Annotated in this window: 20 protein-coding genes and 2 pseudogenes; 13 read left to right on the top strand and 9 right to left on the bottom strand. The window is 71.1% G+C overall.

What is annotated here, in order from left to right; all coding sequences use genetic code 11:
• Window positions 1-33: 33 nt before the first annotated feature.
• Both htpG and ACFCZF_RS22960 read left to right on the top strand, forming a co-directional pair.
• Entirely contained in the window at window positions 34-1935 is a 1902-nt protein-coding gene (gene htpG, locus ACFCZF_RS22965) for a molecular chaperone HtpG (protein ID WP_376673231.1), read from the top strand.
• Window positions 1936-2236: 301 nt separating this feature from the next.
• On the top strand, window positions 2237-3535 hold the full coding sequence (locus ACFCZF_RS22960) for a YeeE/YedE family protein (protein WP_376673230.1): 1299 nt from the start codon (window positions 2237-2239) through the stop codon (window positions 3533-3535).
• Window positions 3536-3586: 51 nt separating this feature from the next.
• Here the strand turns inward: ACFCZF_RS22960 and ACFCZF_RS22955 are convergent, their stop codons facing one another.
• The 3 genes and pseudogenes from ACFCZF_RS22955 to ACFCZF_RS22945 all read right to left on the bottom strand — a co-directional run.
• Window positions 3587-4144 carry a TetR/AcrR family transcriptional regulator gene (locus tag ACFCZF_RS22955; RefSeq protein ID WP_376673229.1) on the bottom strand — a complete coding sequence of 186 codons (558 nt, stop codon included), beginning with the start codon at window positions 4142-4144 and terminating at the stop codon, window positions 3587-3589.
• Between the two features lie 10 nt (window positions 4145-4154).
• Complete coding sequence (locus ACFCZF_RS22950) at window positions 4155-4736, bottom strand: sugar O-acetyltransferase (protein WP_376673228.1); 582 nt, start codon at window positions 4734-4736, stop codon at window positions 4155-4157.
• 37 nt (window positions 4737-4773) lie between these two features.
• Window positions 4774-5343 (bottom strand): annotated as a pseudogene (locus ACFCZF_RS22945) (MFS transporter); the annotation flags it as partial.
• Here ACFCZF_RS22945 and ACFCZF_RS22940 point away from each other — a divergent pair.
• A pseudogene (locus ACFCZF_RS22940) lies at window positions 5298-5726 on the top strand (DNA glycosylase AlkZ-like family protein); the annotation flags it as partial. The pseudogenes ACFCZF_RS22945 and ACFCZF_RS22940 sit on opposite strands and share 46 nt — an antisense overlap.
• Before the next feature lie 58 nt (window positions 5727-5784).
• Here ACFCZF_RS22940 and ACFCZF_RS22935 read toward each other — a convergent pair.
• Window positions 5785-6315 (bottom strand): DinB family protein, encoded by a 531-nt coding sequence (locus ACFCZF_RS22935; protein ID WP_376673227.1) that lies wholly within the window; start codon window positions 6313-6315, stop codon window positions 5785-5787.
• A 264-nt stretch (window positions 6316-6579) separates the two neighbouring features.
• Here ACFCZF_RS22935 and ACFCZF_RS22930 point away from each other — a divergent pair, with 264 nt between their 5' ends.
• On the top strand, window positions 6580-8799 hold the full coding sequence (locus ACFCZF_RS22930; protein ID WP_376673226.1) for an MMPL family transporter: 2220 nt from the start codon (window positions 6580-6582) through the stop codon (window positions 8797-8799).
• 244 nt (window positions 8800-9043) lie between these two features.
• A complete protein-coding gene (locus tag ACFCZF_RS22925; RefSeq protein WP_376673225.1) occupies window positions 9044-9889 on the top strand; it encodes an NAD(P)H-binding protein in 846 nt (281 codons plus the stop codon).
• Window positions 9890-9925: 36 nt separating this feature from the next.
• Here the strand turns inward: ACFCZF_RS22925 and ACFCZF_RS22920 are convergent, their stop codons facing one another.
• Complete coding sequence (locus tag ACFCZF_RS22920; RefSeq protein WP_376673224.1) at window positions 9926-11239, bottom strand: aspartate aminotransferase family protein; 1314 nt, start codon at window positions 11237-11239, stop codon at window positions 9926-9928.
• A gap of 96 nt (window positions 11240-11335) precedes the next feature.
• On the opposite strand from ACFCZF_RS22920, the gene ACFCZF_RS22915 reads away from it, so the two are divergent.
• Window positions 11336-12265: a LysR substrate-binding domain-containing protein gene (locus tag ACFCZF_RS22915; protein WP_376673223.1), complete on the top strand. Its 930-nt coding sequence runs from the start codon at window positions 11336-11338 to the stop codon at window positions 12263-12265.
• 12 nt (window positions 12266-12277) lie between these two features.
• On the opposite strand, the gene ACFCZF_RS22910 is transcribed toward ACFCZF_RS22915, so the two are convergent.
• The gene (locus ACFCZF_RS22910) at window positions 12278-13018 is read right to left on the bottom strand and encodes a TetR/AcrR family transcriptional regulator (RefSeq protein WP_376673222.1); all 741 of its coding nucleotides are present in this window, start codon (window positions 13016-13018) and stop codon (window positions 12278-12280) included.
• A 187-nt stretch (window positions 13019-13205) separates the two neighbouring features.
• Between ACFCZF_RS22910 and ACFCZF_RS22905 the strand changes: the two genes are divergently transcribed.
• A complete protein-coding gene (locus ACFCZF_RS22905) occupies window positions 13206-15449 on the top strand; it encodes an MMPL family transporter (protein ID WP_376673221.1) in 2244 nt (747 codons plus the stop codon).
• A 98-nt stretch (window positions 15450-15547) separates the two neighbouring features.
• Here ACFCZF_RS22905 and ACFCZF_RS22900 read toward each other — a convergent pair whose 3' ends face one another.
• Complete coding sequence (locus ACFCZF_RS22900; RefSeq protein WP_375923094.1) at window positions 15548-16219, bottom strand: CBS domain-containing protein; 672 nt, start codon at window positions 16217-16219, stop codon at window positions 15548-15550.
• A 95-nt stretch (window positions 16220-16314) separates the two neighbouring features.
• On the bottom strand, window positions 16315-18378 hold the full coding sequence (locus ACFCZF_RS22895) for a SpoIIE family protein phosphatase (RefSeq protein ID WP_376673220.1): 2064 nt from the start codon (window positions 18376-18378) through the stop codon (window positions 16315-16317).
• A gap of 196 nt (window positions 18379-18574) precedes the next feature.
• Here ACFCZF_RS22895 and ACFCZF_RS22890 point away from each other — a divergent pair, with 196 nt between their 5' ends.
• The gene (locus ACFCZF_RS22890; protein ID WP_376673219.1) at window positions 18575-19573 is read left to right on the top strand and encodes a Ku protein; all 999 of its coding nucleotides are present in this window, start codon (window positions 18575-18577) and stop codon (window positions 19571-19573) included.
• 112 nt (window positions 19574-19685) lie between these two features.
• On the opposite strand, the gene ACFCZF_RS22885 is transcribed toward ACFCZF_RS22890, so the two are convergent.
• Window positions 19686-21026, bottom strand: a complete 1341-nt coding sequence (locus ACFCZF_RS22885) for a family 43 glycosylhydrolase (protein WP_375923087.1) — start codon at window positions 21024-21026, stop codon at window positions 19686-19688.
• 192 nt (window positions 21027-21218) lie between these two features.
• On the opposite strand from ACFCZF_RS22885, the gene ACFCZF_RS22880 reads away from it, so the two are divergent.
• The 5 genes from ACFCZF_RS22880 to ACFCZF_RS22860 are packed head-to-tail and all read left to right on the top strand — an operon-like array spanning window position 21219 to window position 26682.
• Window positions 21219-22484 (top strand): ROK family transcriptional regulator, encoded by a 1266-nt coding sequence (locus tag ACFCZF_RS22880; RefSeq protein ID WP_376673218.1) that lies wholly within the window; start codon window positions 21219-21221, stop codon window positions 22482-22484.
• The gene (locus ACFCZF_RS22875; protein WP_376673217.1) at window positions 22471-23337 is read left to right on the top strand and encodes an ABC transporter permease; all 867 of its coding nucleotides are present in this window, start codon (window positions 22471-22473) and stop codon (window positions 23335-23337) included. The genes ACFCZF_RS22880 and ACFCZF_RS22875 overlap by 14 nt, the downstream gene beginning before the upstream one ends.
• The gene (locus tag ACFCZF_RS22870) at window positions 23334-24140 is read left to right on the top strand and encodes an ABC transporter ATP-binding protein (protein WP_376673216.1); all 807 of its coding nucleotides are present in this window, start codon (window positions 23334-23336) and stop codon (window positions 24138-24140) included. Before ACFCZF_RS22875 ends, ACFCZF_RS22870 begins: the two co-directional genes overlap by 4 nt.
• Before the next feature lie 20 nt (window positions 24141-24160).
• The gene (locus tag ACFCZF_RS22865) at window positions 24161-25162 is read left to right on the top strand and encodes an aliphatic sulfonate ABC transporter substrate-binding protein (RefSeq protein WP_376673215.1); all 1002 of its coding nucleotides are present in this window, start codon (window positions 24161-24163) and stop codon (window positions 25160-25162) included.
• A complete protein-coding gene (locus tag ACFCZF_RS22860) occupies window positions 25159-26682 on the top strand; it encodes a sulfatase-like hydrolase/transferase (protein WP_376673214.1) in 1524 nt (507 codons plus the stop codon). Before ACFCZF_RS22865 ends, ACFCZF_RS22860 begins: the two co-directional genes overlap by 4 nt.
• The last annotated feature ends 6 nt before the right edge of the window (window positions 26683-26688 follow it).

Raw genomic sequence — 26688 nt, 5'->3', positions numbered from 1 at the left:
GACGACCGCGGACCTGTGAGGTACTCACCAGCCATGACGACCGAAACGTTTGAGTTCCAGGTAGAGGCGCGTCAGCTCCTGCAGCTGATGATTCACTCCGTCTACTCGAACAAGGATGTCTTCCTGCGCGAGCTTGTCTCCAACGCCTCCGACGCGCTGGACAAGCTGCGCCTCGCCGCCCTGCGGGACGACACACCCGGCGTCGACGTGACCGACCTCCACATCGAGCTCGACGTCGACCAGGAGGCCCGTACCCTCACCGTGCGGGACAACGGCATCGGGATGTCGTACGAAGAGGTCACACACCTCATCGGCACCATCGCCAACTCGGGCACGGCCAAGTTCCTCGAGGAGTTGCGCGAGGCCAAGGACGCCGCCGGGGCCGACGGGCTCATCGGCCAGTTCGGCGTCGGCTTCTACTCGGGCTTCATGGTGGCGGACGAGGTCACCCTGGTGACCCGGCGCGCCGGTGAGACCGAGGGCACCCGCTGGACGTCGCGCGGCGAGGGCACGTACACCCTGGAGACGGTCGCCGAGGCGCCGCAGGGCACCTCCGTCACCCTCCACCTCAAGCCGGCGGACGCCGAGAACCAGCTCCACGACTACACCTCCGAATGGAAGATCAAGGAGATCGTCAAGCGGTACTCGGACTTCATCACGTGGCCGATCCGCCTGCTGCCGGAGCCGGCCGAGGACGGCGCCGAGGCGCGCGAGGCCGAGACGCTCAACTCGATGAAGGCACTGTGGGCCCGCCCGCGCGACGAGGTGTCCGACGACGAGTACCACGAGCTGTACAAGCACATCGGCCACGACTGGCGCGAACCGCTGGAGACGATCCGGCTGCAGGCCGAGGGCACCTTCGAGTACCAGGCGCTGCTCTTCGTGCCCTCGCACGCTCCGCACGACCTGTTCACCCAGGGCTACCAGCGCGGCGTACAACTCTATGTGAAGCGCGTCTTCATCATGGACGACTGCGAGGAACTGCTGCAGCCCTACCTCCGCTTCGTCAAGGGCGTCGTCGACGCGCAGGACCTCTCGCTCAACGTCTCCCGCGAGATCCTCCAGCAGGACCGCCACATCCGCATGATCCAGCGCCGCCTGACGAAGAAGGTCCTGTCCACGGTCAAGGACCTGATGGCCTCCGCGCCGGACCGCTACGCCACGTTCTGGCGGGAGTTCGGCGCCGTCCTGAAGGAGGGGCTGGTGACCGACTCCGACAACCGGGACGCGATCCTCGCCGCCTCCTCGTTCGCGAGCACGCACGACGCCGACGAGCCGACCACGCTGAAGAGTTACGTGGAGCGGATGAAGGACGGCCAGGACGACATCTACTTCATGACGGGCGAGTCCCGGCAGGCCATCGAGAACTCCCCGCACATGGAGGCGTTCCGGGCCAAGGGTGTCGAGGTGCTGCTGCTGACCGACGCCGTGGACGAGGTCTGGGTCGACGCGGTGGGGGAGTACGACGGCAAGCCGCTGCGCTCGGTGGCCAAGGGCGAGATCGACCTCGGTGGCACGGAGGACGAGAAGAGCGACGCCGAGAAGGACGCGCAGAGCGAGGAGTACGCCGGGCTGCTCGGCTGGATGACGGAGCACCTGGGCGAGGACGTCAAGGAGGTCCGCCTCTCCTCCCGCCTCACGGTCTCCCCGGCCTGTGTCGTCTCCGACGCGAACGAGCTCACGCCCGCGCTGGAGAACATGTACCGGGCCATGGGCCAGGAGGTCCCCCACGCCAAGCGGATCCTCGAACTCAACCCGGAGCACCAGCTGGTGAAGTCCCTGAAGCGGGCGCACACGGAACAGCAGGACCGGACGGAACTGACCGAGACCGCCGAACTGCTGCACGCCCTGGCGGTACTCGGCGAGGGAGGCCGGCCGAAGGAGCCGGCCCGCTTCGTGAAGCTCGTGGCGGACCGCCTGGAGCGCACGCTGTAGCCACGCGGATCGGTGTGAGGCCCCGAGGCAGTCCGCTGCTTCGGGGCCTCTCCGCTCGCCTGCTGTCCACGTCGCCATCCGCATGGCGAGACGGCCTGGCATCCGGAGCGCCCCACTCCGTATATTCGCACGCATGTATGCATCGGCTCCGCTGCTGTGCCTCGCGCTCTTCGCGAACTCGGCGTGGTGCGTCGACGACGGCCTCTGTCGCCACTGAGCCCCGTACCGGCCGCGTGAACCGCGCCGCCGGTACGCCAGCGCCCTCGCCCGCCGTCCCCGTGCACCACACCGGAGATCTTCCGTGACCACCGCACCCCCAGCCGGGCCGGCCCCGGCCGCGCCGCCGCGCGCGCCCGCCGCCCTGTTCGCCCCCTCACCCACCTCCTCCGCACGCCCCGAGGCGTCGCCCCTGCCCCCGGTGCGACGGACGCCACTCGCGGTGTCCGGGCTGCTCGCCGCGGCCCTGACCGTGTACGTGTGGTCCGCGCACGGCGCCAAGCCGGGCGTACTGCTCCTGCTCGGTCTCGGTCTGGGCGTCGCCCTCTTCCACTCCCGGTTCGGCTTCACCTCCGCGTGGCGGCAGCTGGTCGCCGTCGGCAACGGTGCCGGGCTGCGGGCGCACACCCTGCTGCTCGGCACCACGGCCACCCTGTTCGCCCTGCTCATCGGCACGGGCACCGGTCTTTTCGGCTCCCAGCCGGCCCCGTCGGCCGGGACCATCGGGGTCGGTCTGTTCGCCGGTTCGGCGCTCTTCGCGATCGGCATGCAACTCGGCGGCGCCTGCGCCTCGGGCACCCTCTTCGCCGTCGGCTCGGGACAGACCTCGATCGTGCTGACCCTCGGCGGCTTCATCGCGGGCGCCACGCTCGCCGCCTGGCAGTTCGACCTGTGGAAGGACCTCCCGGCCTGGGATCCCGTCGTCCTGTCCGACCACGTCGGCTGGTTCGGCTCCTGGGCCGTGACCATCGCCGCGCTGCTGCTCGTGGTGCTGGTCACTCGGCGCGTCCAGGCCCGCCGCAACCCGCCGCCCCTCGGGGCGGTGCCCTCGGCGCGCGGCGCGGCGGTCCGCGCCGTCCGCGGCTCCTGGCCGCTCGCTGCCGGTGCCCTCGCTCTGGCCGTGCTCGGAGCGGGCGTGCTGTGGGTCTCCGGCGGTGCCTGGGGCGTCACGAGCGCCTTCAGTCTGTGGGGCTCGGAACTGGTGGGTGCGCTCGGCGAGCACCCGGAGAACTGGACGTGGTGGCAGCGGCCCGGCAACGCCGAGATGCTGGCGGGCCCGGTGCTCGCCGACAAGACCAGCCTCACCGACATCGGCATCATGATCGGCGCCGCGGTCGCCGCCTCGGTCGGCGGAACCTGGGCCCTGCACCGGGGCATCCCCTGGCGCACGGCGCTCGCGGCGGTGCTCGGCGGTGTGCTGATGGGCGTCGGCGCCCGCCTGGCCGGCGGCTGCAACATCGGCGCCTATCTGGCGGGCATCGCCTCGGGCAGCCTCAGCGGCTGGCTGTGGGGCGCCTTCGCGCTGGCCGGCACGTGGGTGGGACTCAAGCTGCGTCCCCTGTTCGGCCTGGGCAACCCCAAGCCGGGTGACGGCGTCTGCTGACACGGGGGATGCCCGTGCGGCACAGGGGTCAGGCCTGTGCCGCACGGGCGGCTAAGGGGCGCGCCGGTCCGTGGTGGTGACGCGGGCGATGGCCTCCGCGGTGAGGGCCCGCCCGTGGGGCTCACGGGCCAGCGCGCGGTGCAGCGTCAGGCCCTCGATGAGGGCGTCGAGCTGGCGGGCCGTCTCCGGGTCGAAGTGCTTCTCCAGGTGGACGCGACTGCGGCGCATCCACTCGTGGGTGAGTTCCCGGTAGGCCGGCTGCCGTGCGGCGAGGGTGTACAGCTCCTGGGTGAGCACCAGGTCCCGCTGGCTCCCCTCGGACAGTTCGTGTACGAGGTCGGCGACCGCCGCCCGGGCCTGGTCGCGGTCGGCCGCCGCGCCGAGATGGGCGTCGAACACGGCGACGATGTGGTCGGTGAAGCGGCCGAACGCCTCCCGCAGCAGCTCCTCGATGCCGCTGAAGTGGTACGTCATCGAACCCAGGGGGACCCCGGCGCGCGTGGCGATCTTCCGGTGGGAGACGCGCGCGATGCCCTCCTCGGCGATCAGGTCGAGCGTGGCGGCGATGATGCGTTCACGCCGCTGCGGGTCCGTGTGTCCGGTTGCCATGGGAAGAGGCTTACACCTTCCGCACCGGCCGGGCAGGGTTGCCGACGGCCACGACGTTCGCGGGCACGTCCTTCGTGACGACCGCTCCGGCGCCGATGACGGCGTTGTCGCCGATGGTCACGCCGGGCAGGACGACGGCGCCCCCGCCCAGCCAGACGTTGTCGCCGATGGTGATGGGGCGGGCGGCCTCCAACTTGTCCCGCCGGGGCTCGGCCTCCAGGGGATGCGTGGGGGTGAGCAACTGGACGCCCGGCCCGATCTGGCAGTCCTCGCCGATGGTGATCGCCGCGACGTCCAGCGCGGTCAGGTTGTAGTTGACGAAGGTGCGCGCGCCGATCGAGATGTTGCTGCCGTAGTCGACGTACAGCGGTGGCCGCACGTGGGCCTCGGCGCCCACGGAGCCGAGCAGTTCCGCGAGGATCGGCTGCGCGGCTTCGGCGTCCTCCACGTACGCGGCCTGGTAGCGGGCGGCAAGCCGCACGGCCTGCTGCTGCCTGCGGGCGATCTCGGGGTCGTCGGCGATGTAGAGGTCGCCCGCCTCCATGCGTTCGAGGTTCGTGCGGGGGTCCTGCGCGAAGTGGTCCGTCGGCATGCGCACGATCCTACCCCTGAAGCGTACGAACGTACATTCACCGTCGCCGGGGCCGCAGCACTCCGGCGAGCAGGAGCACGAGGAGCCCGGCGAACGGCACCACCAGCAACCCCACCCGCAGGCTCGCCGCATCGGCGACCAGCCCCACGATCGGCGGGGAGAGCAGGAATCCCAGCCGCATGAGCCAGGAGACGATGGTCAGCCCGGAACCGGGCTTCAGGCCGGGCAGCTCGTCGGCCTCGTGCATGGCGGCCGGAACCAGGGTCGCCACCCCGAACCCGGCCGCGGCGAACCCGAGGATCGTCCCGGGCACCGTCGGCACCGCCAGCGCCAGGCCCATGCCGGCCGCGGCGACGAGAGCGCCGGAGCGGGCCACCGCGCGCTGACCGAACCGGTCCACGAGCCGGTCACCGATCAGCCGGCCGACGAACTGCGCCCCGACCAGGGCGACATAGCCGGAGGCGGCCAGCGCCACCGAGGCGTGCAGCGAGTCGGAGAGGTAAAGGGTGGCCCAGGAGCTGCCGGCGTCCTCGACGAGCGTGCCGGCCGTGGCGATGAGGACGAGCGCGGTGCGGCCTGGCCGGACTGCCCGCCGCGGTCGCCGCGGTACGCGAGGAACTGGTCGCCTTCCGAGACGAGCGCGGCCGGGAACTGCTGGACCTGCCCGACGCGCCGCGCCCCGATCCCGACAGCCCCGCCCCGGTGCGGTTCCTGCCGGCGTTCGACAACGCGATCCTCGGCTACCACGACCGGAGCCGGATCATCGACGACGCCCACCGGGGCCTGTCGGTCGCCGGCGCCCGCGTCGTCCTGGTCGACGGCCGGGTCGCCGCGACCTGGAGCGTCGAGGCCGGCACGGTGACCGCGACCCCGCTGCGCGGCCTCTCCCGGGCCGACCGCACCGCCGTCGCCGAGGAGGGACGGGCGCTGGCGTCCTTCCTCTCCGACGGAGACAGCGACCGGGTCCGGGTCGCCGCGTCGACCGGCTGAGTGGCGCACCGGACGGCGGTCCGGTCACGACGGCGGACGTACCGCCACGGCGCCATGGTCAGCGAGGGGCGTCCCGGGCTCCGTGCAGGATGCCCAGGAGCCCGATCTCCGCGACGTTCTTGGTCAGTTCGACGTTGACCCAGCCGGCCACGTCCGCCAGGGACATGCCCTCGCCCCAGGGCAGGGTGACGGTCCTGTCGGTGGAGTCCGGTTCGGCGTCGGTGAGGTCGCCCAGCCGCGCCCGCCACTGCCGGTGCGGTCCGCGCAGCCGATCCACGGCGCCCTCCGCGGTGCCCGGCCAGAAGACCTCCGCCCGCTCCGACGGCGCCGGGTCCTGGAAGCAGTGGCGGAGCGTGGCCGTCCACCAGTAGCCGATGTGCCAGGTGACCCATCCGATGGTGAGCGCCGGCACCGGGTCGGGCTCGGGCACCTGGAAGTCGGCGACCCACCGTCCCCTCTTCGAGTACCACGCCGACGGCTTGGACGACGCCTTGTGCCTGTGGGCGCCCGACCCGCACCACTGGACGGTACGGCCGGACGAACGGGCCTCCCGTGACGTCGGCGACCACGCGGCCGACGTTGTCGGCACCGCCGGAGCCCTCCCTGGTGGTGCGCGCGGTGTCGGCTGCCCGCGGCAACGAAGTGCGGCGTACACCCATCGCCGCGATCTACACCCGGGGGAGAGGAGCACGGGGTCGCACTACACCCATTGCAGTACGTCAGTCCAGCCCCAGGGTCGGATCAAAGGCGGGAGGCCCCGGGTGAGCATGGAAAGGTACCCCGGTCAGCGCCTCTGCCCTCCCCCCATGTGCCGGGTCCTCGTCCTGCCCGACATCCGACGGATTGGTCCCAGGTGGCTACGTTCCTCTACCGACTCGGCCGACGCGCGTTCCGGCGCCGCGGCCTCGTCGCCCTGCTCTGGGTGGCCATACTCGTGGGCGCCGGCGTCGCCGCGTCCACGGCGCCCGCCCCGCCCGAAGATTCCTTCTCGATGCCCGGCACCGAGTCCCAGAAGGCATTCGACCTCCTCGACGAGCGCTTCCCGGCCGCCAGCGCCGAGGGCGCCACCGCACGCGTCGTGATCCGCGCCCCCGACGGGGGGAAGATCTCGGACCCGGCCGGCAAGGCCAAGGTCGAGGAACTGGTGACGGCCCTCGGCGACGGCCCGCAGGTCTCCTCGGTCACCGACCCGTTCAAGGCGGACGCCGTCAGCGAGGACGGTACGACCGCGTACGCCTCGGTGACGTACAAGGTCAACGCCATGGAGCTGACCGACCAGGCCCGCGACTCGCTCACCGCCGCCACCGACGACGCGCGCGGCGACGGCTTCACCGTAGAGACCGGCGGCGACGCGGTCATGGCCGAGCAGGAGATGGGCGGCACCGCCGAGCTGATCGGCATCGGTGTCGCCGCGATCGTCCTCCTGCTGACGTTCGGCTCGCTCGTCGCGGCCGGCATGCCGCTGCTCTCGGCGATCATCGGTGTCGGCATCGGCATCTCCGCCATCGGGGCGCTCGGCAGCACGCTCGAACTCTCCGCCACGACCTCGACTCTCGCCATGATGATCGGCCTCGCGGTCGCCATCGACTACGCCCTGTTCATCGTCTCCCGCTACCGCGCGGAGATCGCCGAGGGCCGCACCCCCGAGGACGCCGCGGGCCGCGCGGTAGGCACCGCGGGCTCCGCGGTCGTCTTCGCGGGCCTCACCGTCATCGTGGCCCTGGCGGGCCTCGCGGTGGTCAACATCCCGATCCTCACCAAGATGGGCCTGGCCGCGGCGGCCACGGTCGGCATCGCCGTGCTGATCGCGCTCACCCTCACCCCGGCACTGCTCGGCTTCGCCGGCAAGAAGGCCCTCAGCCGCAAGGACCGCAAGGCGCCCGCCGGACAGCGGGCCGCGTCCGCCAAGCCGAAGCTCGGCACCCGCTGGGCGCAGTTCGTGCTGCGGCGTCCGGTGACCGTGCTGCTGACCGCGGTGCTCGGCCTCGGCGCCGTCGCCGTGCCGGCCGCGAGCATGGAGCTGGGCCTGCCCGACGAGGGCAGCTCCGCGCCCGAGACCACGCAGCGCAAGGCCTACGACATGCTGTCCGAGTCCTTCGGCGCCGGGTTCAACGGCCCGCTGATGGTCACCATCGACACCCGGGACGCGGACGACGCGAAGGCCGCCGCCGACACCGTCGGCAAGGAGATCACCGGCCTCGGCGAGGCCGCGGCCGTCACCCCGGCCAACTTCAACGAGGCGGGCGACACCGCCCTCCTCACGGTCGTGCCCAAGACCGGGCCGAGCGAGGCGGCCACCGAGTCGCTGGTGAAGGACATCCGCGCGCTGTCCGGCGACATCGAGGCCGAGACCGGCGCGACCATGCTGGTCACCGGCGCGACCGCGATGACCATCGACTTCTCCCAGACCCTGGACGACGCGCTCATCCCGTACCTGGCCCTGGTCGTCGGCCTCGCCTTCCTGCTCCTGATGCTGGTCTTCCGCTCGATCCTCGTCCCGCTGAAGGCGGCCCTCGGCTTCCTGCTCTCCGTGGCCGCGGCGCTCGGCGCGGTGGTCGCGGTCTTCCAGTGGGGCTGGCTCGCCGACCTCTTCGGTGTGGCCCAGCCGGGCCCGATCATGTCGATGATGCCCATCTTCATGATCGGCGTGGTCTTCGGTCTGGCCATGGACTACGAGGTCTTCCTCGTGACGCGCATGCGCGAGGCCTACGTCCACGGATCGTCCGCCGCCGAGTCCGTCACCACCGGCTTCACCCACGGCGGCCGGGTCGTCGCGGCGGCCGCGATCATCATGATCAGTGTCTTCTCCGGCTTCATCATGGAGGACGACAACATGATCAAGATGATGGGCTTCGGCCTCGCGATCGCCGTCCTCTTCGACGCCTTCGTGGTCCGCATGGCCATCGTGCCCGCCGTGCTGGCTCTGCTCGGCACCAAGGCGTGGTGGCTGCCCAAGTGGCTGGACCGCCTGCTGCCGAACGTCGACGTCGAGGGCGAGAAGCTGCACAAGGAACTCGGCGACACCGCCGCACCCGAGGAGCCCGCGCGCGAGCCGGAGACGGCCGGCGTCTGACACCCACGCGTACGGCCCCGGTGACCTGGTCCGCCAGGTCGCCGGGGCCTTCGCGGTCCGGGGCGGGCCCCGTTGTACCGCGGATGCGCAGCCCTGTACCCCACGACGGCGTCGTCGGCGCGCTGACCGCCTGCGGTGAGGTCGGCCAAGTTCTCCATGCCCGCGGCAGGACCGGCGTCTTCGCCCAGGTCGGCAGGGGGCACCGCGGACAGAAGCTGACCGCAACGCCTCCTACCGTCGTCCCATGACTCAGACGCAGAAGATCCTTGTCACCGGCGCCACCGGAACCGTCGGCCGTCAGGTCGTCGCCGAACTGCTCGCTCGCGGCCACGCGGTCCGCGCTTCCACCCGGGACGCGGCGAGTGCCGCTCTGCCGGACGGCGTCGAGGTGGTCCAGGGGGACCTGACCGAGCCCGACACCCTCGCCCCGGCCCTGGAGGATGTGACCGGCCTCCACCTCATCACCTTCGGCGGCCCCTACTTCGCCCCGCTGGAGACCGGCCCGAGGATCCTGGAACTGGCCCGCGCGGCCGGCGTCCGACGAGTCACCGTGCTGCACGGCGGCGGGCCGTCGCTGCTGGAGGACGCGGTGCGTGCCGACGACGGGGTGCACTGGACCGTCCTGATGCCGGTCGAGTTCATGGCCAACGCCCTGGAGTGGGCGGACCGGATCACGGCGTCGGGCGAAGTGCACGAGCCGTTCGTCTCCCGGCTGAGCGCCATGGTCCACGAGGGCGACATCGGCGCTGTCGCGGCGGTCGCGCTCATCGAGGAGGGCCACGGGGGCCAGGAGTACGTGATCACGGGCCCGGAGCTGCTGACCGTCGGCGACAAGGTGGCGGCGATCGCCGCCGCTCGCGGCCGGGAGATCGCCCTGGTCGAGCTCACCGAGGAGCAGGCCGTCGCGCGGTGGCGGGCGGCGGGACACCCGGAGGAGGTCATCGGCTTCCTGCTCGAGGCGTACGGCAACACCCCCGAGGTGGGACGCACGGTCGTCCACACCGTCGAGAAGGTCACCGGCCGCCCGGCCCGCACCTTCGCCCAGTGGGCCGCCGACCACGCGGACGCCTTCCCCGCGGCAACGGCCTAGCCGCGCCTGCCGGGCGGGCCGGCGGGGACGGAGTCCTCAGAGGTCCCGAGCCGCGTCGGTGAGCGCTTCGTCGAGGATGGCGACGCCCCGGGCGATCTCGTCGTCGCTCGCGGTCAGCGGGGGCGCGATGCGGAAGATGCCCCCCATTCCGGGCAGCTGGACGATGTTCATGTGCAGCCCGAGCTCGAAGCAGCGCCGGGTCACGGCGGCGCCGAGACGGTCGGCGCCGCCGTCGCCCAGAACCTGGTCCCCGACCAGCTCCACACCCAGGAGCAGCCCGCGGCCGCGCACGTCCCCGACGACGTCGTGGCGGGCGGCGAGCCCGTCGAGATGACCGCGCAGGGCCGTGCCGAGCCGGCGCGCGCGCTCGTCGAGACGGTCGCGGACCAGGACGTCGAGGACGGTGTTGCCCACGGCGGCCGGCAGCGGGTCGTTGACGTGGGTGGTGAAGAAGAGGAACCCCCGGTCGTGGGCCTGCTGCTCGATCTCCGCACTGGTCAGTACGGCGGCCAGCGGCAGCCCCGCGCCGAGCGTCTTGGACAGCGTGAGGATGTCGGGTACCACCCCCTCGTGCTGGAAGGCGTACCAGTCGCCCGTGCGGCACAGCCCGGTCTGGGCCTCGTCGAGGATCAGCAGCATGCCGCGCTCCCGGCACTTCTGCGCCAGGGCCGCGAGATAGCCGGGCGGAAGCTCGACGACCCCGCCCGAGCTGAGGATCGGCTCGACCAGGCACGCGGCCAGGCTGCCGACCGACTGGGCGTCGATCAGCTCGAAGCCCATGTCCAGCTGGCGACGCCAGTCGAGCGCGCCGTCGGAGCCGACGACGGAGGGGCGGAAGCGGTCCGGCACCGGAAGCGCGAAGTTGCCCGGCGCGGCGGGGCCGTAGCCCTTGCGTCCGGCGCTGTAGGTGGCGTTCGCGGCGGCCTGGGTCATGCCGTGCCAGGACCGGGCGAAGGAGACTATCTCGTGGCGGCCGGTGACGAGCTTCGCCATCCGCACCGCGGCCTCGTTCGCCTCCGCCCCGGTGGTCAGGAGCAGCGCCTTGTCCAGAGCGTCGGGCAGGGTGCCGGCCAGCCGGCGCGCGAGCTCGACGACCGGACGGCTCAGCATGCCGCTGTGGAGGTGGTCGAGGTGCGCGACCTGCTCGCGCACCGTCGAGACGATCGCCGGGTGGGAGTGCCCGAGGATCGCGCTCATCTGACCGGACGTGAAGTCGAGCAGCTCACGGCCGCTCTCGGTGAACACCGACGTGCCCGCGGCGCGGGCGATGATCTCTGGCGAGAAGGGGGCGTGGCCGGAGTAGCGGACGAGGTGGCGCTCAGGGTTGGCGAAGGCTGTCTCGGAAGGCATGCGACCGACGTTAGGGACGCGCGACTGCGCGTGTCCATCGCACAGATCCGACGACGCTGTTCGGCAGAACCGTACACCGGTCGATACAGTGGCGGGATGCTCAACTCGGGACGGCTGCAGCTGCTCAGCCTGCTGGACACTCTCGGTACCGTCCGCGCGGTCGCCGAGACGCTGCATCTGAGCGCGTCGACGGTCTCCCAGCAACTGGCGGTGCTGGAGACGGAGACCCGGTGCCGGCTGATCGAGCGGACCGGACGGCGGGTGCGGCTGACCCCGGCCGGTCTCGTGCTGGCCCGTCGGGGCCGGGAGATCCTGGACCGGATGGCCGAGGCCGAGGCCGAACTGCGTGCCCTGAACGACGAGCCCATCGGCACCGTCCGGCTCGGGGTGTTCCAGAGCGCGATCTACACCCTCGCGGTCCCGGCGGCGACGCGCCTGGCCACCACCCACCCGCACCTGCACGTCGAACTGATCGAGATGGAGCCGCACGAGAGCGGACCCGCCCTGCGCTCGGGGGAGGCGGACGTCATCGTCACCACCACCGACTACGCCGGCCTCTCATGGGGCGCGGACCTCGAGGTCATGTCGCTGGGGACCGACTCGGTCGTGTTGGTGCTGCCGCGTGGCCATCCGCTCGCCTCCCGCACGGCGGTGAACCTCGCGGCCTGCAAGGAGGAGACCTGGGCCTGTGATCGACCGCAGTCGTACATGGCGGACCTGGCCGTGCGGCTGTGCCGCGAGTCGGGGTTCGAACCCCGGGTGGCATGCCGGTTCAGCAACTACCTGATGCTGCTGCGACACGTGGAGACGACCGGGTCGATCGCCCTGCTGCCCGCCCTGGCCGTCACGCCGGACCACGCCGTCGTCACCCGGGAGCTCAGCCCACCGGTGCACCGCAACGTCGCCGTCGTCGTGCGGCGCGGCACCACGCGGCGCGCCGCGGTGAACGCGGTCATCGCCGCGCTGCGCGAGCACCCGGAGATTTTGGCACTGGCCGAGCCTCGGGACGCCGCCCGACGACCGTGAAGGCCATGTCTCTCAGTCGGCGGCAGCCCCGGGAATCCGGCCGTGGATGTCCTTGAGCATGATCCGGACCGACGTGCGGAAGATCTCGGCCTGATGGTCGCCCAGGAAGGAGGTATGCCCGAACACCTCGAGGACGACGAGGCCGTGCAGGTGCCCCCACGCGCTCATGAAGAGGGCGACCGCGGGTGGCGGCAGGTCTCCCTGCGCGTTCGCGGGCAGGCGTTCCAGATGCTCCCGGAGCGGGGACGAGAGCGCGGGTATGTCGGCCGCGCAGAGTTGCGCCGTGCCGAACCCGCGGAACAGCTCACGCTGGAAGATCGCGCCCATCCGGCGGACCGCCTGGGTGGTCGGGCCCTCGGCGGGCGCCGCGTAGTACCGCAGTGGTGTGCCGTAGAGGAGCTGGAAGCGCTCGGGGTGTGCGATGCCCCAGCGGCGATAGGCCTCCGCCACCATCACCAGCCGCGGTGTGGACGGGTCGTCCACTGCGCTGTCGACGGCCGCCTGCAACGCGTCGGCCAAGTCCTCGTACGACTTGGTGATGAGGGCCGTGACGAGGGCGTCGCGGTTCGGGAAGTAGTGGTAGAGCGCCTGCACGGTCATGCCGAGACTGCGGGCGACCGCTCGCAGGGACAGGGCCGAGGGCCCGTGCTCCCCGATGTGGTGCTCGGCGGCGTCCACGATCTCCCGGGCCGCGGCGGCCCGACGCCGCTCGCGCAGAGAGGCCGGAGCCGGCGGATGTTCGTCTGAGGGCATGCGGTGAGCGTACGGCCTGAGACCTGACACGACATCAAAAAGCCGAACAGTGTCAGGGAAATCTCACACTGCCAAATCCTCCGCCGTCTCACTAACGTCGTCTCGCGGCGACGAAGTGTGGCCCCGGAACGTCAACTCCGGCTGCTTCCCGTCGACTTCACCGCAAGGACACATAAGGAGATCGTGCGTGTTTGAACGCATAGCCGAACTGGCGATCCGCCGGTCCCGGCTGGTACTCGTGGTCGCCGTCGTGGCCGTGGCCCTCATGGGTGCCGTCGGGGCCGGCGCGTTCGGCAAGTTGAAGGGGGGCGGCTACGACGACCCGGCCTCCCAGTCCACCCGCGCCGGTGAGGCCATCGAGGAGAAGTTCGGCGGGGAGACGAATCTGGTCCTGCTGGTCCGTGCCCCCGAAGGCCGCATCGACGCGCCGGACGCCGAGCGGAGCGGCCGCGCCCTGGTGGCCGACCTCAGGAAGGAGGCCGACCTCGAGAACGTGATCTCGTACTGGGACGCGGACAAGGCCGCCCTGCGCTCCGAGGACGGCCGCGACGCCCTGGTGCTCGCCCATGTGAGGGGTGACGAGACAGAGCAGAGGGAGAACGCCAAGGGCATCATCGACGCGTACTCGGGAGTGTACGAGGGGGGACTCGACGTCCGGGCCGGAGGTGGCGCGGCCGTCGGCAACGACCTGGAGACGCAGACGCCCAAGGACCTCCTGCTGGCCGAGGCCATCGCCGTACCGCTGACCCTGCTCCTGCTCCTGGTCGTCTTCGGCAGCGTGGTCGCGGCCCTGCTGCCGCTGGTCATCGGAACCGTCGCCATCGTGGGAACGTTCGCCGAACTCGCCCTCCTCGGGAGCGCCACCGACGTCTCCGTCTCCGCGACCAACCTGACCACGGCCCTGGGACTCGGACTGGGCATCGACTACGCCCTGTTGATGACCAGCCGGTTCCGGGAACAGCTCGCGACCGGATCGACCGTGGACGACGCCGTCCGTCACACGGTACGCACCGCCGGCCGTACGGTCGCGTTCTCCGCCGCGACCGTGGCCGTCGCGCTCGCGGCGCTCCTGGTGTTCCCGCAGTACTTCCTCCGCTCGTTCGGCTACGCCGGCGTCGGTGTCGTCGTCATCGCCGCCGTCAGCACCCTGTTCGTGATGCCGGCCCTGTTCGTCGTCCTCGGCCACCGGGTCAACAGCGGACGGCTGCCGTGGGCGAAGCGGTCACGCACCGGTGCCCGGGCGCCCCTGTGGGGAAGGCTGGCCCGGACCGTCATGCGGCGGCCCGCACTCACCGCGCTGCCCGTACTCGCGGTACTGCTGGTGGCGGCGAGCCCGCTGCTGGGCATCACCCTCGGCACGCCGGACGAACGCGTACTGCCCGAGGGCGCCGAGAGCCGCCAGGTGGCCTCGGTGCTGCGGGAGAAGTTCGACGGCAACGACGCCGCCGCCCTCCATGTGGTCATCGACAAGTCCGTGGGCCAGGAGCCGCTCGGCTCCTACGCCGCCGAACTCTCCGGTATCGAAGGCGTCGTCCGCGTCGAGGCCGGCACGGGGACCTACACCGGCGGGCGCGCCACGGCGGCCGGCCCCGGCAACGCCGCCCTCAGCAGCCCCGACGCGCAGCGGATCACCGTGGTGAGCGGCCTGACACCGAAGTCGGACGAGGCCCAGAGCCTGGTGCAGGAGGTGAGAGCGGTCGCGGGGCCCGCGGGCACGGAACCCCTGGTGGGCGGAACCGACGCCCAACTGGTCGATTCCAAGGACTCCATCAGCGGCCGGCTCCCCCTCGCCCTGGGCCTGGTCGCCCTCACCACCTTCCTCCTGCTCTTCCTCTTCACCGGCAGCGTCGTGCAGCCGCTGCGTGCGCTGGTCCTCAACGTGATCAGTCTCGGAGCGACGCTCGGCGTCATGACCTGGATCTTCCAGGACGGCAACCTCTCCTCCCTGCTCGGTGTCACACCGCAGCCGATGGAGGCGTCGATGACCGTGCTGATGTTCTGCATCGCCTTCGGTCTCTCGATGGACTACGAGGTGTTCGTCACCAGCCGGATCAAGGAGCTCCACGATCTCGGAGAGGACAACGAGTCCGCCGTGGTCGACGGCCTCGGCCACACCGGACGCATCGTCACCGCGGCGGCCTGCCTGCTCGCCGTGAGCTTCTTCGCCTTCGGGACCGCCGAGATCAGCTTCATGCAGATGTTCGGCCTGGGCAGCGGGCTCGCCATCCTCATCGACGCGGTCGCCGTCCGCGGCGTACTCGTACCCGCCGCCATGCGGCTGCTCGGCCGCTCGGCCTGGTACGCGCCCGGCTTCCTGCGGAAGTTCCACGGACGGTTCGGACTCAGCGAGGGCGATCCGGCGCCCGCGCCGGCCGCGGTGTCGAAGCCCTTGGCGAAGGCACCCGAAGTGAAGGACCCGACCGGGGTCTGACCACCCCTCGGTCCCACCCACCCGTGCCCGTCTCCACCCCCCCGGAGGCGGGCACGGGCCGACCCGTCGGCGGCCGTACGAGGGAGCCGCGCGACCGGTCAGAGGCCGACGGAGGCCGGTCCCTCGGCGCCGGCCTCGCCCGCCGACCTGAACTCCACGGCGACGACACCGTCGACGCGCCGGCAGAGCTCTTCCAGCACGGAGACGGACACGTCGCCCGGGAGCCGGCCGCTGAGGACGACATGGCCGTGTGTCACATCGACCTGCATCGACGAGGGAGCCAGACCGAGGGATCCGACCAGGGCCTCCTCGATGATCTCGGTGCGGATCGCCCGGTCCTTGCGGAGGAAGACCCGCAGCAGGTCGCTTCTGCTGACGACTCCGATCAGCCGACCTCCCTCGTCGACGACCAGGAGCCGTTTGATGCCGTGCCGGGCCATCACCCGGGCGGCGTCCACGACGCTCCAGTTCTCCCGCGCGCAGACCGCGGGAGAGGTCATGAGCCCGGCGGCGTCCGTGGCGGACGCCTTGTCCCCGTCCGGCCGGGACCACTCCCCTTCTTCCGGGGAGCGGCCGGGGTCTCCACCCCACATCTTCTGCAGGAGGTCCGCCTCGGACACCACTCCCACGGGACGGTTCTCCTCGTCCACCACGGGCACCGCTGTGATGTCGTACTCCTGCAGCAGGTGGGCGATCTCCTTGAACGGTGTGCCGCGCTGGACGCGGACCACGGCGTCGCTCATCAGATCGCACACCTTCTGGTGCTTCATCGAGGTTCTTCTCCTCCGCTGCCGGCCTGTGCCGACCGGCGTCAGTCCTACTTGCCTGTGTAAACGATCTATCGGTCGTGGGAGTGCCCCATGTGTCATGTACGGGTACTGAGGAGGAGCAGGGCGATGTCGTCGCCGGGGCTGGGCGCGTGCCGGATGAGGGTGTCGGCCATCGCGTCGAGATCGGTGGGATCGGCCTGTTCGAGAAGCCCGGCGAGGGCCGCGGTGGCGTCGTCGAGGTCGACTCCGGGGGCTTCGACCAGTCCGTCGGTGTAGAGGGCGAGCACGCTGCCGGGCGGCAGGTCGCATTCCAGCACCGAGTAGCGGGCGTCCGGCTCGATGCCGAGAAGGAGGCCGGGCGGCACCTGGAGGAGTTCGATGCGTCCGTCGGCATGGCGCACCAGCGGCGGCGGGTGGCCGGCGGAGGCCAGACAGACGCGGTGCGTGGCGAGGTCGAGGTGGACGTAGACACAGCTGGTGAACAGGCCGGGGTCCAGGTCGGTGAGCAGACGGTTGGTGCGGGCCAGGACGTCGTCGGGGGTCGCCCCCACGGTGGCGTGGGCGTGCACGGCGGTGCGGACCTGCCCCATCAGCGCGGCGGCGTCCACGTTGTGGCCCTGTACGTCGCCGATGGTGGCGCTGGCGGTGTGCTCGTCGAGGCGGATGAGGTCGTAGAAGTCACCGCCGATACCCAGGCCCCGGGCCGCCGGAAGGTAGCGGGCGGCGACCCGCAGGCCGGGTACGTGGGGGAGGGTGTGCGGGAGCAGGGCGGACTGCAGGCGGTGGGCGAGGTGGTGTTTGGCGTCGTAGAGACGGGCGCGGTCCAGGGCCTGCCCGACCAGGCCGGCCAGTGAGGTGAGAGCGGCCCGCTCGCCGGGCGGGAAGACGTGCGGCCGTTTGTAGGCGAGGAGGAGGGAGCCGATCGGCCGGCCCGAGGCGATCAACGGCAGGACCGCCCAGGCGGCCATCCCGTCCTCGTGCACGGTGGTGGGGTAGGCGCGCCGCAGTTCGGCGAAGGACGCGAAGAAGTCCGGGACACCGCGGGCCAGGACGTTGGCGCCGGGGATGTCCGAGCTGAGCGGAACGGCGTCGAAGCGGTCCATGAGTTCGGCGCGGTAACCGCGGTGGCCGAGGATCTTGAGGCGGCCGCCCTCGGCGGTCATCAGCACCATCGCCTGCGCACCCAGAGCGGGCAGCAACTGGTCGGCGGTCTGCTCGACCACGTCCTGCACACCGACGGCCTCGGTCAGGGTGGAGGCCAGGTGCATCAGGTGGTACAGAACGGTGGCGCGGCTGGGGCCGGCGGTCGGCACGGACGGCGACGGGGGAATGTCCTCGGCCGGGCCGCCGGGGGCGATGCGGACGCTGATACCGGTGGCGTCCGGGTACAGCTCGAAGGCCAGCCATGTCTCCGGGGGACGCAGGACGCTGAACTTCTGCGGTCGGCGGCTGACCAGCGCGGCCCGGTAACGGTCCTCGACATGGGGTACGTCCATCCACGGCAGCGCCTCCCACGGCAGCGCACCCACCAGGTCGGTTCGATCGGCACCGACCAGGTCGGCCCCGGCCGGCGTGATGAAGGTGATGCGTCCGTGCATGTCCAGCGCACAGGACCCGCCCGGCAGGCGGTCGACGAAGGCCGACACCGCGGTCGCCTCGGCGGGGGAGGGGGTGCGCCCGACCGGCGGTGGCAGGGCCCGTGGCCGGTCCGCGGGCACCAGCGGGTCGCCGCGGTCCGCCGCCTGCTGCAGGAGCCCGCCCAGGTGGCGACAGCCCTCATGGACGGCGTCGCGCTCCTCGGGGCTCAGCTGCGCCGGATGGGTCCCGGACCACAGCAGCACCAGTCCGCCCCGGACGGTGGTGCCCGAAGCGAGCGGGGTGGCCGCCAGCGCGAAGTCGTACGGCAGGACCAGCGCCGGCCGGGGATACCGGCGCGCCATCTCCTCCCGACCGCCGATCCAGACCAGGCGCCGCTCGCGGACGGCGTCCGCCACCGGCATCGGATCGGTCAGCGCAACGCGCCGCCACGGAGCGGCGATCTCCTGGGGGACGCCCGCCACCAGGATCTGCCACAGCGCGTTGTCGCCCGGCGGCAGCACGTACAACAGCCCTCCGAACGCACCGCTCTCCCGCACCACGGCGGCCATCGCGGTGTCCATCAGAAGTCCGGCTCCGGCAGGGCTGCTCGACGCCGACCACACCGAGCATCACGCATATGAGGACACTACGCCCGTCCTGCCGTGACGGCATGTGATGCCTCGGGCCGCGCGGCCGGCGCCGGTGGCGCGCGTGCGGACCCGCCGTGTCCCTCCTAGTCTGGTGCTGCTCGGGGACTTCTCGTGGAGAGGCCTGTCCATGCCCCGGTCGATCTGGAGCGGTGCCATCTCGTTCGGCCTGGTCACCGTGCCGATCCATGTGGTCGGCGCGACCGAGGACCACAGCATCCGGTTCCACCGGTACCACCTGGCGGACCATGGGAGGATCCGGACCCGGAAGGTCTGCGAGCTCGAGGACCGGGAGGTCCGCTCCGACGAGATCGGCAAGGGGTACGAGCTGACCAGGACGCAGATCGTTCCCGTCACCGACGAGGACCTGCGGGAGCTGCCGCTGCCGACCGCGAAGGCCATCGAGATCGTGGCGTTCGTACCGCTGGGCTCCGTGGATCCGATCAGGATCGGCGACGGCTACTACCTGCAGCCGGACGGACAGGTCGCGGCGAAGCCGTACGAGCTGCTGCGTCAGGCCCTGGCACGGTCGTCGAAGGTGGCGGTGGCGAGGTACGCGTGGTCGGGCCGGGAGCGGCTGGGCCTGCTGCGGGTGCGGGACGAGGCGATCGTGCTGCACGCCATGCGCTGGCCCGACGAGGTCCGCGACCCCTCCTCTCTCACCCCGCCCCCCGTCGAGGTGGCCGAGGAGGAGATCGAAGGAGCACTCGCGCTGATGGACACGATGACCCGCGACGACCTGGCGGGCGACGAGTTCCGGGACACCTACACGGACGCCGTCGCGGACCTGATCGAGGCGAAGCGCGAGCACAGGGCGCCGCCGGCGGCGCCCGAGCAGGAGGAGCGGCCGGGGCAGGTGCTGGACCTGATGGCCGCCCTGCAGGAGTCCGTGTCCCAGGCGAAGGAGTCCCGGGGCGAGGACGGGCACGCCGAGGTGCACGAGCTGCCCGGGCCGAAGAAGAAGGCCACGGCGGGGAAGGCGCCCGCCGGGAAAACGGGGGCGAAGAAGACCGCGTCGAAGGCGACGAGCGCGAAGAAGGCGACCGCGAAGAAGGCGACCGCGAAGAAGGCGACCGCGAAGAAGGCGACCGCGAAGAAGGCGACGGCCCGCAAGCCGAGGAGTGCCTAGCTTTCGCAGTGAGAAGGGGTGTTCGAACGGCCGACGCCGAGGACGCCGTGGACGTCCTAGGCGGCGCCGGGGTGTTCCTCCCTCATGTGGAGGGCCGTTCGGCGTGAGCCCGTCAATGACCGGACGAACGCCCATGCCTGCGCTTCACGTACAGGCGACTGTCACCGGGACCGGTCCACTCCAGCCGTACGACACCGGGCACGGCGGCGTCGGCGACCCGTGACGGGTCCGCCCAGTGACCGAAGTTGGGGTTGCGGAAGAACGTGGCCCACAGTCGGCCGCGGTGATCCACGAAGAAGTTGTTGTGGCCGGCGCCGACACCGGCGGTCCACCGCTCGGAGTACGGACCCTCGAATCGGTCCGATACGGCCACGACCGCGTCGTACTGGTACTGCACACGGCCCGCGCCGGGCGGGTCGTAGGCATGACGCGTGCTGCCGTCCGGGTTGACCGACGTCCGGTCCCACGCGGCGTGGACGAGGTAGTACTTGCCGCGGTACTTGAACACGTACGCGCCTTCGAGATACGGCTCGGGGGAGTAGGGCGTCTGGCGGAACTCGGGAAGGTTCGTCGTCGGGACGATGTCCTCCATGTCGTCCCGGAACCTGGCGTACAGGTCGTTGTGCAGCACGAGCCACGCGTCGTCGCCCTCGGAGTACAGGCTGCCGTCGATGTGGTGGTAGGCGCCGGGCTCGATGAACCGCGGGCCCCCGATGAACGAGTCACCGAAGGGTTTGTCCAGATTGCCCTCGACGAGCCGGTAAGGACCCTCGACACCGCCCTCGCTCACCAGCATGAACGAACCGACCTTGCGGGAGTGGTCGCCCATGCACGCGACGATGTACCAGGTGTCCCGGAAGTAGTGCAGTTCCGGCGCCCAGGCCTGGCCGCGCTTGCCGAACCGGTCGTCGTACCAGTACTCCTGCCAGGGAGCGACGACCGTGCGCCCGGGCCGGTTCTCCCCGACGAACTCGGGTGACCACACCTTGCCCTTCTCGGCCCCCGGCCGGATGCCGGTCGTGTCGACCAGTCTCCACGGCCCCTTGAGCGACCGGGACACCCACACGAAGATGCCGTCGTTCCACGGACCGGCGGCCTCCAGTCCCGGGACCCGGGTGGTGCCCGTGGCGACATAGACCGGACGGCCGTCGACGACGAAGCAGTTGACGTAGGTGTCCCGCATCCAGACCGTGCCGCGCTCCTCGTCACGCGGGCGCGGCTCCAGCGCGAGGACGAACGAGTTGTCCTCGCGGGGCCACAGGTCCGCCCGGGTGTCCGCGAGTCCGTAGGGCGCGGGATCGGGCCAGTTCGGCGGATACCGCCGCCCCGACGCGCCCTGAGCCGTCGCGGGGGCGGCCTGTGCGGCGGCCGCGGGGAGGGCGAACGCCGCCCCCAGGCCGGCGGCGCCGGCCAGCAGTGACCTTCGGTGCGGTCCGTTCTCGGCATTGGTCATCGGTCGCGTTCTCCTTCGTCGGACTCATGGCGCACAGCATGCGAACGTCCGCACATTTACGTCAACACCGCGGACGAATAAACCGGGTTGACCGACTGGGCCGTGGCCCACCCACCAGGCATTGTGAACGCTTCGTTTCGACTTTCTGTCGGAGTGTTGACGGAATAATCCGGCCTCCCTACGTTGACCGGCATGCAGATGCCCAGCGGAGTGCACGCACTGGTCAGGCGAACCCATGAGGAACGCGTGATGCGTGCGCTGCAGGAGAACGGCGCCATGAGCCGGGGCGAGATCGCCCGAGTCGTGGGCCTGTCCCGTACCACCCTGTCCGAGATCACCGGCAACCTCCTGCAACGAGGCGCCATCGTCGTCGTGGACACCGATGCCTCCCGGCGCGAGGGCAGCGGGCGGCCGGCCGAGCGGCTGGCGCTCGACCCCGCCTCGGCACAGTTCATGGGCGTCGACTTCGGCCATCGCCGCGTCCACGTCGTCGTCGCCGACGCCTCGCACGAGATCATGGTCTCCGGTTCAGTCCGGTACGAGGACACCGCGACCTGGCGGACACGGACCGAGCTGGCCCTGGGCCTGGTCGACCGGCTGAGCGGCGACGCCGGGGTGCACTACGGCGCCCTCCAGGGCATCGGCATCGGCGTGCCGGGGCCCTACCCGGCGCCGGAGGGGGCGGCCTGGCCCCGCGCCGCGTCCGGCGCCACGGTGCTGCGTCCGGCCCCGGAAGGTGTCGACGTGGCGTTCGCCGAACGCTTCGACGCGCCGGTGATCGTCGACAACAACACCCGCCTGGCCGCCCTCGCCGAGGCGATCAGCGGCACCGACAGCGTGGCCGACCTGGTGTACGTGCGTCTGTCGGACGGCGTCGGCGGTGGGCTCGTCGTCGGCGGGCAGTTGGTGACCGGCTCCTCCGGGCTGGCCGGCGAGCTGGGGCACGTGACCGTCGAACCGGCGGGCCGGCCCTGCCGGTGCGGCAAGCGCGGCTGCCTGGAGACCGTGGCCTCGGTGCCCGGCATCCTCGCCGCCTGCTGGGAGTTCGGCCTGCGTCTGGAGAACCTCCAGGACCTGGCGGCCGCCGTCTCCCGCGCCCACCCCGTCGTGGACCGGGTGCTGCGGGAGGCCGCGGGGGCACTGGGCCGCGTGGTCGGAGCGGCGACGATGATGCTGAACCCGGCGAAGGTGGTCATCGGCGGCGAGATCACCCGGCTGGCTCCCGTCATCGTGGAACAGGTCGCCGCCACCCTCGCCGCCGAGATCTTCCCGACCGCGTCGGCCGGCCCCGCGGTCGCCGCGGCGCGGCTCTCGGACGACGACGGCGCCCTGGGCGCGCTGGCCGCGGTCTTCCACAGTTCTCCCCTCCTGGCGAGGTACCCCGAGACCGCCGACGTGAAGGGCCGTTCCGATGCACCCGACTCCGCGACCGAAGGAGCCGCCCATGTCCGTTCTTGACAAGCGGGGTGCCGACCCACGGCGCCCCCTGCCCGCGAAGTCGCCCGAGGGCTCGCCCGATGCCACCGCGGGCGGCACGAAGACCGCGCCGGAACGCGCCCGATCGGGCCGGCGCGGGCTGCCACTCATCCTGAACGCCGTGTCCGTCGCGTTGGGCATCGCGATCTGGTGGGCCCTGGCGTCCGCCGGCTTCAAGCTGCCGACCCCGCCGGAGGTGGTGTCGCGGGCGGGGACGCTGATCGGCGACGGAACACTCGGCGCCGACGCCCTGGCCAGCCTGACGCGGGTACTCATCGGCTTCGCCCTCGGCACGGCCGTGGCCGTACCGGTCGGCTTCCTCATGGGCTGGTACGGCATCCTGCGCGGCCTGATCGAACCCTGGATCCAGTTCTTCCGCACCATCCCGCCGCTGGCGATCATCCCGCTGGCCGTGGTGGTCATGGGCATCGACGAGACACCGAAGATCTTCGTCATCTTCCTCGCCGCGTTCCTGGCCTGCGTGATCTCGACCTTCCAGGGCGTGGTGAACGTCGACCGCACACTGATCGACGCCGCCAGGGTCCTGGGCGCCGGGGACGCGACGATCTTCGCGCGCGTGGTGGTGCCCGCCTCCACCCCGTTCATCCTCGTGGGCATGCGGGTCGGCCTCGGCTCGGCCTGGGCCACCCTGGTCGCCGCCGAGCTGATCGCCGCCCAGCAGGGCCTCGGTTACCGCATGCAGAACGCCCAGCTCTACTACGACCTCCCGACCATCTTCGTCGGGCTCATCTCGATCGGAATCCTCGGTCTCCTCATGGACCGCGTACTCCTCCTCGCCGAACGGGGGCTCACCGGATGGCAGGAACGCCGATGACCAGCAAGCCGGCCAAGATATCCGTCCAGGGCGTCACCAAGACCTTCGCCCTGGGCCGGGAGACCTTCACCGCCCTCGACGACGTCTCGATCGACATCGCGGACCACGAGTTCGTCACCGTCGTCGGCCCCTCGGGCTGCGGCAAGAGCACCCTGATGAACATCCTCGCCGGGCTGGAGACACCCACGGCGGGCCGTGCCCTGGTGGACGGCGCCCCCGTCCTGGGACCCGGACCCGAGCGCGGCGTCATCTTCCAGCAGTACGCCCTCTTCCCCTGGCTGACCGTGCGACAGAACGTCGAGTTCGGACTGAGGACGACGGGCGTGCCGAAGCGCGAACGCCGCCGCCGGGCGGAGCACTTCATCCGACTGGTGGGCCTCGAACGCTTCGCGGACGCGCTTCCCAAGACCCTGTCCGGTGGCATGCGCCAGCGCTGCGCCATCGCCCGCGCCGTCGACCCCTCGATCCTGCTGATGGACGAGCCGTTCGGGGCCCTCGACGCGCTCACCCGGGTCACACTCCAGGAACAACTGCTGGAGACCTGGAGCCAGGACAAGCGCACGGTGCTGTTCATCACCCACGACGTCGACGAGGCCGTGTTCCTGGCCAACCGGGTGATCGTCATGGCGGCCCGCCCGGGGCGGGTCTACGACGTCATCGAGGTCGACCCCGCCATCGAGCGCGACGAGGAATTCCGGCTCAGCGCCGAGTTCGCCGCACTGCGCAACCGCGTGTGGCACTCCGTCTACCACCAGGAAGGCCGCACCGCCGTGCTTTCCGGATCCCGCTCCTCGACGTCATGACCCGGAAGGAACGCACAGCCATGCCATCCACCTTCACCCGCAGACACCTTTCCGCCACCCTCGCCGGCGTGGCCGCGATGGCGCTGCTGGCCGCGTGCGGCAGCGGATCGTCCTCCGGCGGGTCGGGCGACAAGGTCCGCTTCGGCTACATCAACGACTTCAACGGCGCCAGCCTGATCGCCATCGCCGAGGCCAAGGGCCTGTGGAAGAAGCACGGGCTGACGGCGGAGAGCAAGGTCTTCACCAACGGACCGCTCCAGATCCAGGCCCTGGGGACGGACAACCTCGACTTCGGCTACATCGGCCCCGGCGCCATGTGGCTCCCCGCCTCCGGACAGGCCAAGGTCGTCGCGATCAACACGCTCGGCAACTCCGACCGGGTCCTCGCCCAGCCGGGCATCGACTCCATGCAACAGCTCAAGGGCAAGACCGTCGCCGTCCCCGAAGGCACCTCCGGTGACATGATCCTCTCCCTCGCCCTGGAGAAGGCGGGGATGAGCAAGAGCGACCTGAAGGTCGTCCCCATGGACCCGTCGACCATCGTCTCCGCCTTCTCCTCCCAGCAGGTCGACGGCGCCGGCTTCTGGTACCCCGCCGCGGCCACGATCAAGAAGCAGGTCCCCGACCTGGTCGAACTCGCCAAGAACACCGACTTCGAGAGCGACGTCTCCTTCCCCACCGCCTTCGTGGCGGGCAACGAACTCGTGGCCGACCGGCCGGAGAAGGTCAAGAAGGTCCTCGCCGTACTCCGCGACGCCATGACGTTCCGCTCCGCACACGCCGAGGAGGCCATCGCACTCACCGCCGACAAGCTGAGGATCCCCGTCGACCAGGTCAAGGCCGACGCCGCCAACAACAAGGTGCTCAGCGTCGAGGAACTGGACGCGCTGACCCGGGACGGCACCGTCGCCAAGTGGCTGACGGGCATGAACGACTACTTCGTCGGGACGGGGAAGCTGAAGAAGCCCGTCGACCCGAAGACGTACTACACCGGCGACCTCTTCACAGGAGCGGGCAAGTGAGCCAGTCCAGCACGCCCAGGAGGAACATCCTCTTCCTCATGACCGACCAGCACCGGACGGACACGCTCGGCGCCTACGGCAACCCGCTGGCGCACACCCCCGCACTCGACGAACTCGCCGCCACGGGGACCCGCTTCGACCGCTGGTACACGCCCACAGCGATCTGCACCCCGGCCCGGGCCAGCCTGCTGACCGGTCAGGCGCCCTTCCGGCACAAGCTCCTCGCCAACCACGAACGCAACGTCGGCTACCTGGAGGACCTGGCCGAGGACCAGTTCGCCTTCTCCCGTGCGCTGCGGGAGCACGGCTACAACTGCGGGCTCATCGGCAAGTGGCACGCGGGCAACCGGCGGACGGCGGCCGACTACGGCTTCGACGGCCCCGAACTGCCCGGCTGGCACAACCCCGTGGACCATCCGGACTACCTCGCCTACCTCGACGAGCGCGGTCTGCCGCCATACGAGATCAGCGACCGGGTCCGCGGCACCCTGCCCAACGGCGGCCCCGGAAACCTGCTCGCCGCCCGGCTGCACCAGCCGGTGGAGGCCACGTTCGAGCACTACCTGGCCACCCGGGCCATCGAGAAGCTCGAGCGGTACGCGGCGGACTCCCGCGAGCGCGAGCAGCCCTTCTTCCTCGCCCTGCACTTCTTCGGTCCGCATCTGCCGTACATCCTGCCCGACGAGTACTTCGACCTGGTCGACCCGGCGGACGTGGAGCTGCCGCGGTCCGTGGCCGAGACCTTCGAGGGCAAACCTCCGGTACAGCGCAACTACAGCGCGCACTGGACCTTCGACACCATGCCGATCGAGACGACCCGCAAGCTCATCGCGGTCTACTGGGGCTACGTGGCGCTCATCGACACGCAGATCGGCCGGGTCATGGCGGCCATGGAGCGGCTCGGACTGGTCGACGACACCGCGGTGTTCTTCACCTGCGACCACGGGGAGTTCACCGGCTCGCACCGGCTGCACGACAAGGGCCCGGCGATGTACGAGGACATCTACCGCACACCCGGCCTGCTCCGTGTCCCGGGCGCGCCCCCCGGCGTCGTACGCGGCGAGTTCGTCAGCCTGCTCGACTGCACCGCGACCATCCTCGAACTCGCGGGCGTCGACCCGAAGCCCGCGGTCGACTCGCGCAGTCTGCTGCCCCTCGTGCACGGTGAAGCGGTGGACTGGGACCAGGACATCGTCTGCGAGTTCCACGGCCACCACTTCCCGTACCCGCAGCGCATGCTGCGCGAGGACCGGTACAAACTCGTCGTCAACCCCGACTCCGTCAACGAGCTGTACGACCTGCGGACCGACCCGGACGAACTGCTGAACGTCTACACCCATCCCGAACAGGCGGAGGTCCGCACCCGGATGACGCGCCGTCTGTACGACGTGCTGCGGGAACGCGGCGACAACTTCTACCACTGGATGACGTCGATGTACGACGTCGGCGAGGTGGGCCACGACCCGACCCTGAGCGGGCTCGACGAGTCCACCTACCAGGACCGTGCACCACAGGTCTGACGTGAC

Source organism: Streptomyces sp. NPDC056296 (assembly GCF_042268605.1).
In the GTDB taxonomy this organism is placed as follows: domain Bacteria; phylum Actinomycetota; class Actinomycetes; order Streptomycetales; family Streptomycetaceae; genus Streptomyces.
Note: the sequence above shows the minus strand (reverse complement) of the source record. Positions and strands in the feature narration are given on the sequence as shown.

What these genes read in the sequence shown, in the direction of transcription:
- htpG (WP_376673231.1), top strand. Translation starts at nt 34, where the DNA reads ATGACGACCGAAACGTTTGAGTTCCAGGTAGAGGCGCGTCAGCTCCTG.
- ACFCZF_RS22955 (WP_376673229.1), bottom strand. Translation starts at nt 4,144, where the DNA reads ATGGCAACCGGACACACGGACCCGCAGCGGCGTGAACGCATCATCGCC.
- ACFCZF_RS22950 (WP_376673228.1), bottom strand. Translation starts at nt 4,736, where the DNA reads ATGCCGACGGACCACTTCGCGCAGGACCCCCGCACGAACCTCGAACGC.
- ACFCZF_RS22925 (WP_376673225.1), top strand. Translation starts at nt 9,044, where the DNA reads ATGACTCAGACGCAGAAGATCCTTGTCACCGGCGCCACCGGAACCGTC.
- ACFCZF_RS22920 (WP_376673224.1), bottom strand. Translation starts at nt 11,239, where the DNA reads ATGCCTTCCGAGACAGCCTTCGCCAACCCTGAGCGCCACCTCGTCCGC.
- ACFCZF_RS22915 (WP_376673223.1), top strand. Translation starts at nt 11,336, where the DNA reads ATGCTCAACTCGGGACGGCTGCAGCTGCTCAGCCTGCTGGACACTCTC.
- ACFCZF_RS22910 (WP_376673222.1), bottom strand. Translation starts at nt 13,018, where the DNA reads ATGCCCTCAGACGAACATCCGCCGGCTCCGGCCTCTCTGCGCGAGCGG.
- ACFCZF_RS22900 (WP_375923094.1), bottom strand. Translation starts at nt 16,219, where the DNA reads ATGAAGCACCAGAAGGTGTGCGATCTGATGAGCGACGCCGTGGTCCGC.
- ACFCZF_RS22895 (WP_376673220.1), bottom strand. Translation starts at nt 18,378, where the DNA reads ATGGACACCGCGATGGCCGCCGTGGTGCGGGAGAGCGGTGCGTTCGGA.
- ACFCZF_RS22890 (WP_376673219.1), top strand. Translation starts at nt 18,575, where the DNA reads ATGCCCCGGTCGATCTGGAGCGGTGCCATCTCGTTCGGCCTGGTCACC.
- ACFCZF_RS22885 (WP_375923087.1), bottom strand. Translation starts at nt 21,026, where the DNA reads ATGACCAATGCCGAGAACGGACCGCACCGAAGGTCACTGCTGGCCGGC.
- ACFCZF_RS22880 (WP_376673218.1), top strand. Translation starts at nt 21,219, where the DNA reads ATGCAGATGCCCAGCGGAGTGCACGCACTGGTCAGGCGAACCCATGAG.
- ACFCZF_RS22875 (WP_376673217.1), top strand. Translation starts at nt 22,471, where the DNA reads ATGTCCGTTCTTGACAAGCGGGGTGCCGACCCACGGCGCCCCCTGCCC.
- ACFCZF_RS22870 (WP_376673216.1), top strand. Translation starts at nt 23,334, where the DNA reads ATGACCAGCAAGCCGGCCAAGATATCCGTCCAGGGCGTCACCAAGACC.
- ACFCZF_RS22865 (WP_376673215.1), top strand. Translation starts at nt 24,161, where the DNA reads ATGCCATCCACCTTCACCCGCAGACACCTTTCCGCCACCCTCGCCGGC.